Source organism: Brumimicrobium glaciale (assembly GCF_004152935.1).
Taxonomy (GTDB): Bacteria; Bacteroidota; Bacteroidia; order Flavobacteriales_D; family Crocinitomicaceae; genus Brumimicrobium; species Brumimicrobium glaciale.
In genome coordinates, this window is sequence record NZ_SETE01000005.1 from 283,090 (window position 1) to 296,718 (window position 13,629).

Genomic DNA, 13,629 nt, shown 5'->3' on the forward strand with positions numbered 1-13,629 from the left:
AGATGCTTTAAACACCTTTTAATTGAATTTGAATTTTCACTTTTAATGCAAACGTGCTTGAATCAAGTTAATGAATTCTTTTCTTGTGCTGTCATTTGACATAAACAATCCTTTAAATGCTGAAGTTGTAGTTGATGAATTTTGTTTTTCAACACCACGCATTTGCATACACATGTGACTACATTCTAAAACAACTGCTACACCTTTAGGATCTAACGTTCTTTGAATACAATCACGAATTTCTAATGTTAATCTTTCTTGAACTTGTAATCGACGTGCATACGCATCTACAATTCTTGGAAGTTTACTTAATCCAACTATTTTACCATTAGGAATATATGCAATATGTGCTTTCCCAAAGAAAGGCAACATGTGGTGTTCACATTGAGAATACACTTCAATGTCTTTCACAATTACCATTTCGGAATAGTCTTCATGAAATAAAGCACTTCTTAAAATCTCATCTGGATCTTGTTTGTAACCTTGGGTTAAAAACTGAACAGATTTGGCAACTCTTTCTGGAGTTTTAAGTAAACCTTCTCGATTTGGGTCTTCACCTAAATCAGCTAAAACACCTTTATAAACCTCCGTTAGTCTATCAGTTACCTCTTGATCATATTCAAATTTACTTTCCATTAAAAATTGATGTTATGTAGTTAGAATGGTTCATTACCACCATAATATTCCACGTAATTATTTTCAGTTTCTTCTAGCTTAATTTTTGACAAAACTCCACCAGCTTTTTTAATTGGCCCTTCAATTTCCTCCCAAATCTTCATAACTAAATTTTCTGTTGATGCTAAAACCCCTTTCATGAAAGGAACATCTAAATTTAGATTTTTGTGATCCAAGGCTTCAACAACATAATCTTTCATGATTTGACTTAAATCTTTTAAGTTAATCACAAAACCTGTATCAGTCGAAGGGGTTCCTTTTACTGTAACAAAGATGTTGAAATTATGTCCGTGCCAATTCTTGTTGCTGCATTTTCCAAATACGGCTTCATTTTTCTCATCGCTCCATCCCTCATTCCACAATTTATGTGCGGCGTTGAAATGTTCTCTGCGTGTAATGTAAACTGTTTTCAATTCTAAAAAATTTTAGCCACAAAGATAAGAAACGTTCGAGAAAGAAAATTGTTTATTAGTTTTTATTAGAAAGCAAAAAAAAACGCCTTAAAAAAGCGTTGTAAGATTGTGAATAGAAAATATGATTTAAGTAAAAGTGGTTATATCTGCTAGATTGATTTGATTAGGTTACTTTTAAGAGAATACTACCTTTCGACAATTAAAGTTTTCATTCTAATTTCGCTGTCCGTATTTAATTTTACGTAATACTTCCCTGGTGTTAATTCTGATAAATCAATTTGGAAAGTTTCACTATTGGTTTTTACATAAGCGTAATAAATTGACTTTCCACGTTGATCAATCAGTGCAATACTTGTGAAATTCTCTTCTACACCTTTAACAAGGACGGTTAACACATTGGATTTATTAGATTCAATATCAAATTGAATTTCACTTTTTGAACTGTCTACCAAAATATTTTTTGTCGGTTCTCCTACTCCACTGTAAGACATTGCAATATTTCCTATCAATAATGCAGCAATAATCGTTAATTTTTTCATTCTTTTATTTGTTTTTATATTTATTAGTTGCGACAAATGTACGTCACAAATCTGGTTAAAAACAAAGGTTACTAACGACTTAATAGAATGTTAAAACAGATAACGTTAGGTTAACAATGGAGGACGCTTGGGTCATGTTATGGATATATTGGGATGTTTAATCCGGTAGCTTTCGGATGTTAACTTGATAGGGTTGGTAATGATGAATATTTGTAATGATTTATTTTTTTAAATTGGGTTACCAAGCTAAGTCGTAATTATTTAAAAAGAGATTCCTCGTCGTTTCACTCCATCGGAAAGACAGGTTTTCGTTGGCTTTTGTGGGGTAAAATTTGCTCAAGCTTCGCTTGAGCAAATTTTACCCCAAATACTTCTCTACAAACTGTCATTCCGATAGTTGAGAAAATATTAGATTTTAACAACTTAGGAATCCCTTCTTCCTTTTTGCTAAAGTTTAACTCTATATAAAATTAATTAATGCGATTATCAGCTGTATTATTGAAAAAACACATCGCTAAAATTAGGGATTAACGACCTATATTGGTAGCCCAATTTTGAAATATAAAGCATTGTGGTTTAAAAACTAATTATTCACAGTCCCAGAGGGAAGACATGTTAATAACCTAGCACGCAAGTCCTTGGCTCAAAGAATCAGATGTAAAACAAAACCCCACAAAATCGAAATAATTGCATGCTATTATTTCGATTTTGTGGGGTTTAATAATGGTTTGTATCGATTGACGGATGGGCTAAAGCCCATTCCTATTAATATACAGTCCCGCTGTGACTAGTTGACTAAATTGAAAACGACTAACTACATCGTTTTCTACCAAACAAATATATCATCCAGAATTCTTCCTCCCGAACCTCGGCCTGAAAATAATTCCTTCACTAGTTTACGTATGTCTATACTCGTGTAATAATCTTTAGCTTTTCCTTTGGGCATTTCTTTTTCGATGTTCTTTTTCGATAATGGCTTTACTTCTTTAGCAAAGTAAACCACTCCACCATCTTCTAATGCTAATCCTAGAATTGCACCAGGTAAGCCGTTAAAAGATTCTGGACCAACTGAAGGGATGATTTTTTCTGCGTACCAAGCATAAATATTTGTTGAGTCATTTGCTACCCACAGTGCTTGCTTGGTTTCAAAACCAGCAATTGTTCTTCTGTTTTCTGTTATGATCCACTCTCTTTTCTTTACGGTATCCAATAAATAGATTTCCGCTCCATAATACAAAAACTGACGTTCTAATTTACCTGAATTTAGATTTTGGTACGTCGTGTTTTTCATCGTTGACCATTCTCTATCTTCATCACCAACTTCTGGTAGAATTGGTTTAAAAAGAGAAGTTGAGTCGGTAAAATACAATACATACTCATCCTTTTTTGGTTCTTTCATCCACTCTTTAGAGTTCCCCATCGTTTGAGATCCTTCGTACCTCTTTTCAAGATTTGTTCTTTTTTCAAAAACAATTTCACCTGAACGAATTACTTGTCCAAAAGACAAAGTAGTTATGAGTAAAAAAGCAATTCCTGCTAAAATTTTAGAACCATCTACCTCTGCCTTCATCTGCTTTTGTTTTATTGTTATTGAATCTTAATGTTGCTCCAATCATGAAGTAACGTGCAATAATTCTACTGCGTGTATCTGTAATTATGTTTGTTCCAACGTTTCGAGAAATCCCTATATTCTGATTAAAAATATCATAAACTGATGCATTAATCACAAGATTACCTGTCTTTAGGAAGCGTTTATTCAATTTAGCATTCCAAATAAATGGTGTTGCATTAAATCCTTCAGCTCTTCTTGAATTGATTTCATAAACGGCATCTGTTTCTACGAAAAAGTTGAATGGTAATTCATAAAAAATTGATGCTTTGTAACGCTGAACAGTATATGGCTCATTTAAACCCATTGATAAATTACTACGTGGATCGTTATAACTTAACGCAGCACTTATGCTGATTTCAATAGAGTCTGAACGCATTTCAAGTCCTAATTCACCATCAATATTATAATTTTCAGTGGTGTTTTTTTGGTTATTAATTTCTGAATTAAAGCTCGTATAACCACCTGAAGCCTGAGGTCTTAAACTCAATAGTTTTTTAAAAATTGGGATTCCACCACCAGCATAAAAACCGCTATAAATATTCCCATCAACGTTTATTGCCGTCGAAACAGATTGTCCATTTGGTGTGTAAACAATGGAGTTAGAAAAATCGTTATCAAAATAATTCATGTAAACTCCGCTGTAGACATAGCTCTGTTTTAGAGCATTCCATTTGTTATAATTCACACTTAATTTATGTGAATAATTCGGCTTTAGATTTGGATTACCAATCACCAAACTATTTGGATCTGTGTTATCCCTCACAGGTTGAAGTTGATTTAAACTTGGTTGATCAGAAGTTGTTGAATAGACCAATTGAATTCTGTGTGCATTAGAAAATTTATAACGATATTCTAAATAAGGCAATATATTGTCTACAGTTTGATTAATGTTCGTATTTGTTTCGTTATTGAAATTATCTATAACCACATTTCTAAAACGAGATCCTACATCTAAAGTATGTTTTCTATCAGTGAATAAAATTCCTAATGCACCTCTATTTTCTAATCGTGTATTGCTAAAATCATTGCTGTATAATCCAGCATATTCATCATAACCTGTTGCCGTACGATTAAAGGTAGAAGTCGCTTGTTCTCCATAGAAATAATCCAACCTGTACTGAAACTTCAATCTAAACTTTCGTGTAATTGGCTCCATATAATCTACAATCATACGGTGACCAGTTGTATTATTGGCCATATTTCGTTTTTGATCATAAATAGAATCTGGAATAATGAATTGTCCGAAATATAGATTAGAATTTAATGTGTTATCTCTATCTGTTTCCGTATATCCTAATTGGTAAACGACATCTAATTCTCTAAATCGTTTTTCGAATTTCTTATTTAATTCCAATTCTACATTCCCTTCCAATCCATCAGCTTTAGACTCATTTCTCACATCGGTAGCACTAAATCTTTGTTCGTCCTTAGTAAGGAAATCACTTGCATTAGTTGTCAATGAGGATTCATTTCTAAGAATAATATTAGACTTCAACTTCAATTTAGTTTTATCATTAATATCATATTCCAAATTCAAGTTCACTGTATGTGATTGTTGTAATTGGTCAGTAAATGAAGAGTCTCTTTTTAAATAAGTAGTGTCTGCAAAAAAGTATTCTGAATTTCGAATTTGTTCTGTAGTCAAACGACTGTCATTGTAAGTATAATTTACACCCAGTTTAATTTTTTCAGTTAATTTATTTGAAAAGTAAAATCCGCCTTTATAATTTTCAGGCAAACCATTTAATCTGCTCGTGTTCATGATTGATCCCCAACCACCTGACATTTCATTGGTTAATCCGAAACGAGATGCGTCTCTGTAACTAAATCCAGTATTTGGTGTATTTGAGCCCAATGCAAAAACAGAAACTTTCAAGTCTTTATTGAAGTAATTGGCTAAAACTTCACCTTCGTAAAATCCGCTTCCATTTGGTAGATCTTTAAAATATTCAGAGTTGAAACCTCCACTACCCGCTATTTTACCAAAGTATCCTTTTTTGGCATCATCTTTTAATTTCACATCGAGGACTTGAATCTTATCTTCGGAATTACCCCCAGAAGTTTCATCTTCTGCTTCATAAACTTCAATTTTATCAACTCCTTTAGCTGATAAATTTCTCGTTGCAATTGTTGGGTCAGAGCCAAAAAACTCATCTCCATCGACCAATACTTTGGTTACTTTTCGTCCTTGAGAACTTACATTCCCATCATCGTCAACTTGCAATCCAGGTAAGTTTTTCAATAAATCTTCAACCATTGCATTTTGCTTTGTAGCGAAAGAATCTGCAACATAAACCAATGTATCTCCTCTGAAATAAATGGGTTCTTTATTCGCATAAACAATCACCTCATCTAACTGAGTAGCATGTTCTGGAAGAATAATATTTGGGATATGAATTTCAGTATTCTCTTCTGATCCTATAATGTAAAAACGTTTTTCATCGAAATCATGGTGAGAAACAATCAATTCCATAGTATCAATAGGAACTCCTCGAAGTTTATAACTTCCGTCTGCATTTGAACGTGTATAACCCAATAATAATCCATCAGAAAGTCGCACCGCCATAATGACAGCGTTTTCCAAAGGTTTATTGTTTAAAGTATCATTTACAACTCCTGTGAACTTCATTTCTTGTGCGTAAGAAAGCGAAGTAAACAAGATGAGTAACAAGGCCAGTAATCTTTTCATCTATATATTTTTTTCTGAGTACAAAAATAGTGTATTCATAGTTGTAAGAAGAGTTTAATATGTTAAGATGCTTTTTTTAATGATTAAAGTTTAGTTTTTAATGTTTAAAAAAAATGGAAAATGAGGAGAGATAAATGAAAAATTAAAAATGAAAAGTGAAAAATTAAAAATTCAGTTGAATGTTGAATGTTGAATGTTTGAATTATGAATTATGAATTATGAATTAAAAATTGTGTGTATACTTTGAAGGAATTCCTCGCTGTAGGATTTAAAAAATGATGAGTTATGAGTTATGAATGAAAAGTGAAAAGTGAAAAATTCAGTTGAATGTTGAATTATGAATGAAAAATTAAAAATGAAGAATTAAAAATTGTGTGTATACTTTGAAGGAATTCCTCGCTGTCGGATTTAAAATTTTCAATTGTTAATTATCAATTATAAATTGTCACTTGCCTTTTTTCTTTAAATTTGAACCATACAAAGAAATAGATCAAAATTTGAAAAAAGGAAAAGTACTCAAATCAACAGGGAAATGGTATATCATTGAATTAGAAAATGGTGATATCGTGAACGCTGGAATACGTGGAAAGATTCGATTGAAAGGATTTAAAACCACCAATCCAGTTGCAGCTGGTGATGAAGTGATGATTACAGAAAATGAAGATGGAACTGGTGTAATTGCAGAAATTCTTCCGCGACATAATTATATCGTTCGAAAATCAATAAATCTGTCTAAACAATCGCATATTTTAGCTGCGAATGTTAATAGAGCTTATCTGTTGGTTACGCTTGTTGCACCTGAAACACATTTGGCTTTTATAGATCGTTTTTTGGTTGCAGCTGAGGCTTACCGTATTCCGGTTACTTTACTTTTCAATAAAATTGATGTTTATGAAGGAGAAGAAATTCTTATCGTAGATGAAATCATGGCGATGTATGAAAGAATCGGATATCCATGTCACAAGATTTCGGCTTTGAATAAGACGAATATTGAGTTTTTAAGAAATGACATTAAGGACAAACAAGTTATGATTGCAGGTCACAGTGGAACAGGAAAAAGTACTTTAATTAATGCTTTGGACAGTAATCTAGACATTAAAACTGCTGAAATTTCTATTCACCACATGCAAGGACAGCACACGACTACTTTTGCGGAAATGCATAAATTGCAAACTGGCGGTTATATTATTGACACACCAGGAATTCGTGCTTTCGGAGTCATTGATTTAGACAAAAAAGTAATGAGTCACTATTTCCCAGAAATGCGTGCTTTATTGAATCAGTGTAAATACCACAATTGTCAGCATCTTAATGAACCACAATGCGCTATAAAAGACGCAGTTGAAGAAGGAGAAATAGAAGCTTCTCGCTATAGTACTTACGTTGACTTAATAACAGAAGATCAAAGCTTAAATTACAGATAAATGAAGGTAGTAATTCAGAGAACAACGGAAGCCAGTGTTACAATAGAAAATAAAGTAGCTGGTCAAATTGAAAATGGATTGGTCCTATTGGTGGGTATTGAAGAAAGTGATACCGAGGAAGATATTGAATGGTTGAGTAGAAAACTGAGTTCACTTCGTATTTTTTCTGACGAAGAAGGAAAAATGAATTTAAGCATTCAAGACATAAATGGTGCGTTTTTAGTCATTTCTCAATTTACTTTACATGCCAAAACGAAGAAAGGAAACCGACCAAGTTTTATTCATGCAGCAAAGCCAGAAACTGCTATTCCAATCTATGAGCAGTTCAAAAAAGTTTTAGCAGCCGTGAGTGGTTGTAAAGTGGAAAGTGGAGAATTTGGAGCTGACATGAAAGTTTCTCTAGTGAATGATGGACCAGTAACGATAATCATTGACACCAAAAACAAAGAATAATGAAAATTTCTGACCTACAAACCACTGTTGACAATTGGATTAAAGAACACGGAGTTCGCTATTTTGATGAACTCACTAACACCGCTGTTTTGATGGAAGAAGTGGGTGAAGTCGCTAGAATTATGTCGAGAAGATATGGTGAACAAAGTGAAAAAGAATCCGACAAAAACAAGGATTTAGGCGACGAATTAGCAGATGTTCTTTTTGTGTTGACTTGCATTGCAAATCAGACTGGAGTGGATTTGACTGAAGCTTTAGAAAAGAATTTAGAAAAGAAAACAAAGCGGGATAGTGAGCGGCATAAGGGGAATGAGAAGCTTTTTTAATTGATAATTGATAATTAACAATTGATAATTTTGTAGGGGCTTGAAGTTGATTGTTCTTTTAAAATTTTTGGTTGATCTAAAGTTTTAAGTTTATTGGGGTTTAGGTGTGCTTTTGCGAGGGAAAACGTAAGTTAAGCCTAATTGAACATCAAACATTTGTGAGTTTATGTTTTTAGTTGGTATTGTTTTCAGTTTTTCATAAACGTTCTCATCTTCCTTCCATTCTGCATATTTCACCTTCATAACTCGGAAACCATAGCCTATTGCAAAGTTTAAGTTTAAATTTTGCAGTAGTTTAATATCGAGACCGACAAGACAACTGCTTATTAATGGAGTGGAATTGTAGAAATACGAGTTATAATAATCAAACTCTGGATCTTCTGGATATGGTGGATAAATATAAGAAGCACCTGATTCACTTCTTGGGATAAATCCATTATCAAGTAAAAATCCATACTTGTAATTTGTAGAAATCTCAGTGAAGCCAGACACCTTTAAAAATGGTCTGAAATCGTGCTCATTATTTAAAAAAACGTATTTTAAAGATATGCCTAGGATATGCAAGCGTTGAAGGGAGTTAAAAGATACATATTGTATTCCATTTTCTATTTTAGGAGTATCTGAATAGGCATAAATATTAGATTCAAATTTGTAATTAAATAGGATTAAGAAATTACCTTTATCGAAACCATAATCAGCACCTAAATTCAATCCTAAACTAAAATAACTTTGAGAACCATTGTTACTAATTATACTCAATTCATCTGATAAAGTACTAGAAAATCCAATCGCTAAATTTATCTTTTCTTGCGATAAACTGCTTACGCTTATGTAAATAAATGCAATAAAGAGAATAATATTTTTCATTACTTTACAATTTATAAAGTTTGATTCTGATTTTGTAACCTACCTATAAACAACCCGCTCAAAAGAATTTCAGTTATTCTTGTTTCTCCTTTTCCTACCTTATACTTCCCGATAATGGTTCCACCCAGAGATTGAAGAATAAAAATATCGGTTTGCTGGCTGTTGACCATAAAGTAATCTTCAAAGGGATTTGAAAATGCACTTAAATAATCTTCTTTGAAATCGTTATTTGAGTCCAATTTGTAAATCATACTTAGCCAGTTTCATAAGTAGTTATTTTTAAATTCTTTATCAATCTATAAATAATTTTATGAAATTCAAAGTTTTGTCTAGTAGTCAAGTTAGTTAAGTCACTCATTAATCATGAAACCCAATGGTAAAATCACCTTAATTGAAAAACGAAAATATCATAAAATAATATTTGAATTTTTTAATTGTCAATTATCAATTATTAATTGTCAATTGACATTATCTTTGTAAAATCATGAAAGAAACACGCATCAATAAATATTTAAGTGAAGCTGGACATTGTTCACGCAGAGCAGCTGATAAACTGATTGAACAGGGTCGCGTTACTATTAATGGAGTAGTTCCAGAAATGGGAACTAAAGTTCAACCGGGAGATGTTGTTGCTGTTGATGGAAAAAACGTCAACAATAAAAACAGAGAGAATATTTATATTGCCTTGAACAAACCTGTTGGAATTGTTTGTACGACTGATACCCGTGTTGAACCAGACAACATTATCGAATTCATGAATTATCCTGAACGTATTTTCCCTATTGGAAGATTGGATAAGCCCAGTGAAGGATTGATTCTACTCACAAACGACGGAGATATCGTAAACAAAATCTTACGTGCGAGTAACAATCACGAGAAAGAATATATAGTTACTGTTGACAGACCAATTACCCAAGATTTTATAGATAAAATGGGAAATGGTGTTCCTATTCTGGACACAATGACCAATAAATGTATAGTTGAACAACTCAACAAACGCACATTTAAAATCATTCTAACCCAAGGACTCAACAGACAAATTCGCCGTATGTGTGAATATTTTGATTACAATGTTGTTGCTCTGCAACGCGTTCGAATCATGAATATTTTACTCGAAGACACGCCAGTTGGAGAATGGAGATATTTATCAGAGCAGGAATTTGGGCGTTTGAGCGAATTGATAGGATACTCCAACAAGACAGAGTGAGAAAGAGAGTGAGAGCGGAATCAATTACGAACGGCGAAGCCCTCAACGAAGTTAATTACGAATTTGTACTGCTTAGCGATTTTGACTCGTGATTTGTGCTTTAATGGAACGCGGTTGACGCGGATCTTTGACCCCGGATTCTCACGGATTTAATATTCTTTATATTTATTTGATTTGCTGGATGTAGTAAGGACGATTTGTAAATCGTCCCTACAAGGCAAATCTCCTCAAAAACTCCCTCATCTCTTCTAATTCTTCCCCTCCCTTCTTCTCTTCTCTGTGTATCTCTGTGAAATCACTCCATTTATTTCTGTGTAAAAAACAAGTCCAAAGGCACTCTCACCAAACCTTTGCGAATCTCTGCCCCTCCGCGTATCTCTGCGTAATTCTTCTTTCTTCTCTTCTCTGTGTATCTCTGTGAAATCGCTCCATTTATCTCTGTGTAAAAAACAAGTCCAGAGGCACTCTCACCAAACCTTTGCGAACCTCTGCCCCTCCGCGTATCTCTGCGTAATTCTTCTTTCTTCTCAGCCCAATCCCACTCTTGTTTTTCAGCATTACAATTCTTAAGCAACTTTTATCACTTTTTTTACGAAGAAAAATTCTTAAATTTGGCTTTCTAAAAAATCAATAAGAACATGAGCAAAGTAGAAAATATAGATTGTCTTATCATTGGGTCTGGTCCAGCGGGATATACTGCTGCAATATACGCAGCGCGTGCAGATATGAATCCTGTGATGTATCAAGGACTTCAGCCAGGTGGCCAATTAACAACAACAAATGAAGTAGAGAATTTCCCTGGATATCCTGATGGAGTTACTGGACCTGAAATGATGATTGAATTGCAAAAGCAAGCAGAACGCTTTGACACAGATGTTCGTTCTGGATTCATTAGTAAAGTTGATTTCTCTGGACCAGTTCACAAATGTTGGGCTGAGGATGGAACAGAAATCCATGCCAAAACAGTAATCATTTCTACTGGAGCTGCCGCAATGTACTTAGGACTAGAGTCTGAACAAAAATACCTTAAAATGGGTGGTGGAGTTTCAGCTTGTGCAGTTTGTGATGGTTTTTTCTACAAAAATCAAGAAACTGTAATCGTTGGAGCGGGTGATACTGCTTGTGAAGAAGCACATTACCTTTCTAAGTTATGTTCTAAAGTTACGATGATCGTTCGCCGTGATGAATTCCGTGCATCAAAAATAATGGAAGACCGCGTTAGAAATACACCAAACATCGAAATTCTTGTAAACACAGAAACTGTTGAGGTTTTAGGTGATGATATGGGAGTAACTGGTGCACGTGTGATCAACAACAAGACGAAAGAAACAATGGATATTCCTTGTACAGGATTCTTCGTTGCAATTGGACACAAACCAAATACAGACATCTTTAAAGATTATATTAATCTAGATGAAACGGGTTATATCAAATATGAAAAACCAGGAACATCATTAACAAACGTACCAGGTGTATTTGTTTCAGGAGATGCAGCAGACCATGTGTACCGCCAAGCAGTTACTGCAGCAGGAACAGGCTGTATGGCAGCTTTGGATGCAGAAAGATATTTATCTGCGTTGGAAGGATAGAGCGCAACAGTGCAACTTCAGCGCGGGATAGTATTGGCGATTTTGTAAAACGCCAATACTATGATTAAACAAAATAGGAAAAGGTAGTTCGAAAGAGCTGCCTTTTTTGTTTGGTGGGTTTGGTGGCTGACCGGAGCCGAAGCCAACAAAAAAAACGATAAACATTAAATTATACCCTATTATTTTTTTGTTCCCGAAAAAGGGCGTACTTTTGTACCCCAATTTTTGAGATAATCAAGATATGATAGACGAAGCCCTTTTTGAACCAAAGACCCTGTATCCGTTCCAACAAAGAACAGTGGATCAGATAATTGAGGAACTAAAAGAAAATGGAACCGATTATAATTTACTTTTCCAACTTCCTACGGGAGGTGGTAAAACCGTGATATTTTCTGAAATCACGAAAAATTATATTGAAACGTGGAAGAAAAAGGTGCTAATCCTTACCCACCGTATCGAATTATCTGTTCAAACAGCCAAACAGCTCTCTGCTATAGGCATTAGTAATAAGGTAATCAACAGTGAAGTAAAGACACTCGATGACCAAGACGATTACAATTGCTTTATTGCAATGGTAGAGACTTTGAACAACCGATTACAAGACGATGAGAACTTCATAAAGGACATCGGATTGGTAATTGTCGATGAGGCACATTACAACAGTTTTAGAAAAATATTCCAGTATTATTTACAAGCGAACATTTTAGGTGTTACCGCTACTCCACTCAGTTCAAATAAAGCATTGCCTTTAAATGACCATTATGACAAACTGAAAGTTGGAGAAAGTATTTCTTCTTTAATTGAAAGTGGATATTTAGCAAATGCTGAAACTTTTACTTATGATGTAAATCTTCACGGATTAAAGATTGGATCAAACGGAGACTTTACTGTAAGCAGTTCTGAACAAGTATACGGAAACTATTTCATGCAAGAGAAATTACTTTTTGCTTATGAAGAAGTTGCCATCAATACAAAGACATTGATTTTTAACTCTGGAATTGAAACCAGTGTTAGGGTTCAAGAAACTTTCCATAAGAGAGGATATAAAATTCGCCACCTAGACAGTACTTTCTCTGATAAAGACAGAAAGGATATTTTGAGTTGGTTCAAAACAACACCCAATGCCATTCTTACTTCAGTCGGAATTTTAACTACTGGATTTGATGAGCCAACTGTTGAAACGATTATCTTAAATCGTGCGACGCGCTCGTTGACATTGTATCACCAAATGATTGGACGTGGTTCTAGAAAATTACCTAAAAAAGACATTTTTAGATTAATTGACTTAGGAAATAACGTTCGCCGTTTTGGATTATGGCAGGACTATATCAATTGGGATGATGCCTTTGCATTTCCAGACCGATTCTTAGAAGCACGTTTATCAGAACAAGAAGACATTATGTTTGAGGCAGCTTATATGCTTCCTAAACATGTTAGAGACCGTGTAGATACTTCAGTTTTGGATAAATTCAAGATGAAAGAGGTTTACGAAGACTATATTGATCGAGGAGAAAAAGGAAAATATGCCGTTGATGATTCTTTAGAAAATCATTACCAAGCTATTTTTAGCAAAGCCAATGATTTTTATGATGGTCTAGAAATTCAAGAAGCACTTCAAGAACATATCGAACACCGTTTGAAACAATATACAAAATGTATTGCAAAAAGTACACGTAACTATTTCAAGTATTTGATGGAGACTTATAACCGTCAATTGCGTCAGAAATTACGTGCCACTTTAGAAGACGAGTAAAAAACCTAAATCGTTAATGTTCAATTGTTTTATCCCAAATAGCAAAGTAGGGAATAGAATATTTTTAAAGTACCTTTGCACA

14 protein-coding genes are annotated in these 13,629 nt (G+C 33.9%); 6 read left to right on the top strand and 8 right to left on the bottom strand.

Features of this window, described 5'->3' with window-relative positions; genetic code table 11:
* Nucleotides 1-42: 42 nt before the first annotated feature.
* The 5 genes from folE to ERX46_RS12910 form a co-directional block, all read right to left on the bottom strand.
* Nucleotides 43-636, bottom strand: a complete 594-nt coding sequence (gene folE / locus ERX46_RS12890) for a GTP cyclohydrolase I FolE (RefSeq protein WP_130094283.1) — start codon at nucleotides 634-636, stop codon at nucleotides 43-45.
* Nucleotides 637-656: 20 nt separating this feature from the next.
* Complete coding sequence (locus tag ERX46_RS12895; RefSeq protein ID WP_130094284.1) at nucleotides 657-1,088, bottom strand: 6-pyruvoyl trahydropterin synthase family protein; 432 nt, start codon at nucleotides 1,086-1,088, stop codon at nucleotides 657-659.
* A gap of 185 nt (nucleotides 1,089-1,273) precedes the next feature.
* Nucleotides 1,274-1,627 (bottom strand): T9SS type A sorting domain-containing protein, encoded by a 354-nt coding sequence (locus ERX46_RS12900; RefSeq protein ID WP_130094285.1) that lies wholly within the window; start codon nucleotides 1,625-1,627, stop codon nucleotides 1,274-1,276.
* Nucleotides 1,628-2,453: 826 nt separating this feature from the next.
* A complete protein-coding gene (locus ERX46_RS12905; RefSeq protein ID WP_130094286.1) occupies nucleotides 2,454-3,197 on the bottom strand; it encodes a GLPGLI family protein in 744 nt (247 codons plus the stop codon).
* Entirely contained in the window at nucleotides 3,172-5,928 is a 2,757-nt protein-coding gene (locus ERX46_RS12910; RefSeq protein ID WP_130094287.1) for an outer membrane beta-barrel protein, read from the bottom strand. The genes ERX46_RS12905 and ERX46_RS12910 overlap by 26 nt, the downstream gene beginning before the upstream one ends.
* A gap of 497 nt (nucleotides 5,929-6,425) precedes the next feature.
* Here ERX46_RS12910 and rsgA point away from each other — a divergent pair, with 497 nt between their 5' ends.
* Genes rsgA through ERX46_RS12925 form a run of 3 tightly spaced genes read left to right on the top strand, consistent with a single transcriptional unit; the run spans nucleotide 6,426 to nucleotide 8,131 of the window.
* Nucleotides 6,426-7,352, top strand: a complete 927-nt coding sequence (rsgA, locus tag ERX46_RS12915) for a ribosome small subunit-dependent GTPase A (RefSeq protein WP_242494577.1) — start codon at nucleotides 6,426-6,428, stop codon at nucleotides 7,350-7,352.
* Nucleotides 7,353-7,805: a D-aminoacyl-tRNA deacylase gene (gene dtd / locus ERX46_RS12920; RefSeq protein WP_130094288.1), complete on the top strand. Its 453-nt coding sequence runs from the start codon at nucleotides 7,353-7,355 to the stop codon at nucleotides 7,803-7,805.
* Entirely contained in the window at nucleotides 7,805-8,131 is a 327-nt protein-coding gene (locus tag ERX46_RS12925) for a nucleotide pyrophosphohydrolase (protein WP_130094289.1), read from the top strand. The genes dtd and ERX46_RS12925 overlap by 1 nt, the downstream gene beginning before the upstream one ends.
* A 90-nt stretch (nucleotides 8,132-8,221) precedes the next feature.
* On the opposite strand, the gene ERX46_RS12930 is transcribed toward ERX46_RS12925, so the two are convergent.
* Both ERX46_RS12930 and ERX46_RS12935 read right to left on the bottom strand, forming a co-directional pair.
* Nucleotides 8,222-8,998, bottom strand: a complete 777-nt coding sequence (locus ERX46_RS12930) for a hypothetical protein (RefSeq protein ID WP_130094290.1) — start codon at nucleotides 8,996-8,998, stop codon at nucleotides 8,222-8,224.
* Nucleotides 8,999-9,009: 11 nt separating this feature from the next.
* On the bottom strand, nucleotides 9,010-9,249 hold the full coding sequence (locus ERX46_RS12935) for a hypothetical protein (RefSeq protein WP_130094291.1): 240 nt from the start codon (nucleotides 9,247-9,249) through the stop codon (nucleotides 9,010-9,012).
* A gap of 233 nt (nucleotides 9,250-9,482) precedes the next feature.
* Between ERX46_RS12935 and rluF the strand changes: the two genes are divergently transcribed.
* The gene (gene rluF / locus ERX46_RS12940) at nucleotides 9,483-10,205 is read left to right on the top strand and encodes a 23S rRNA pseudouridine(2604) synthase RluF (protein ID WP_130094292.1); all 723 of its coding nucleotides are present in this window, start codon (nucleotides 9,483-9,485) and stop codon (nucleotides 10,203-10,205) included.
* 304 nt (nucleotides 10,206-10,509) lie between these two features.
* Here the strand turns inward: rluF and ERX46_RS12945 are convergent, their stop codons facing one another.
* On the bottom strand, nucleotides 10,510-10,779 hold the full coding sequence (locus ERX46_RS12945) for a hypothetical protein (protein WP_130094293.1): 270 nt from the start codon (nucleotides 10,777-10,779) through the stop codon (nucleotides 10,510-10,512).
* Nucleotides 10,780-10,843: 64 nt separating this feature from the next.
* On the opposite strand from ERX46_RS12945, the gene trxB reads away from it, so the two are divergent.
* Entirely contained in the window at nucleotides 10,844-11,794 is a 951-nt protein-coding gene (gene trxB / locus ERX46_RS12950; RefSeq protein WP_130094294.1) for a thioredoxin-disulfide reductase, read from the top strand.
* 241 nt (nucleotides 11,795-12,035) lie between these two features.
* On the top strand, nucleotides 12,036-13,547 hold the full coding sequence (locus ERX46_RS12955) for a DEAD/DEAH box helicase (RefSeq protein WP_130094295.1): 1,512 nt from the start codon (nucleotides 12,036-12,038) through the stop codon (nucleotides 13,545-13,547).
* Nucleotides 13,548-13,629 lie beyond the last annotated feature (82 nt).

What these genes read in the sequence shown, in the direction of transcription:
- folE (WP_130094283.1), bottom strand. Translation starts at nt 636, where the DNA reads ATGGAAAGTAAATTTGAATATGATCAAGAGGTAACTGATAGACTAACG.
- ERX46_RS12900 (WP_130094285.1), bottom strand. Translation starts at nt 1,627, where the DNA reads ATGAAAAAATTAACGATTATTGCTGCATTATTGATAGGAAATATTGCA.
- ERX46_RS12905 (WP_130094286.1), bottom strand. Translation starts at nt 3,197, where the DNA reads ATGAAGGCAGAGGTAGATGGTTCTAAAATTTTAGCAGGAATTGCTTTT.
- ERX46_RS12910 (WP_130094287.1), bottom strand. Translation starts at nt 5,928, where the DNA reads ATGAAAAGATTACTGGCCTTGTTACTCATCTTGTTTACTTCGCTTTCT.
- dtd (WP_130094288.1), top strand. Translation starts at nt 7,353, where the DNA reads ATGAAGGTAGTAATTCAGAGAACAACGGAAGCCAGTGTTACAATAGAA.
- ERX46_RS12925 (WP_130094289.1), top strand. Translation starts at nt 7,805, where the DNA reads ATGAAAATTTCTGACCTACAAACCACTGTTGACAATTGGATTAAAGAA.
- ERX46_RS12930 (WP_130094290.1), bottom strand. Translation starts at nt 8,998, where the DNA reads ATGAAAAATATTATTCTCTTTATTGCATTTATTTACATAAGCGTAAGC.
- ERX46_RS12935 (WP_130094291.1), bottom strand. Translation starts at nt 9,249, where the DNA reads ATGATTTACAAATTGGACTCAAATAACGATTTCAAAGAAGATTATTTA.
- rluF (WP_130094292.1), top strand. Translation starts at nt 9,483, where the DNA reads ATGAAAGAAACACGCATCAATAAATATTTAAGTGAAGCTGGACATTGT.
- trxB (WP_130094294.1), top strand. Translation starts at nt 10,844, where the DNA reads ATGAGCAAAGTAGAAAATATAGATTGTCTTATCATTGGGTCTGGTCCA.
- ERX46_RS12955 (WP_130094295.1), top strand. Translation starts at nt 12,036, where the DNA reads ATGATAGACGAAGCCCTTTTTGAACCAAAGACCCTGTATCCGTTCCAA.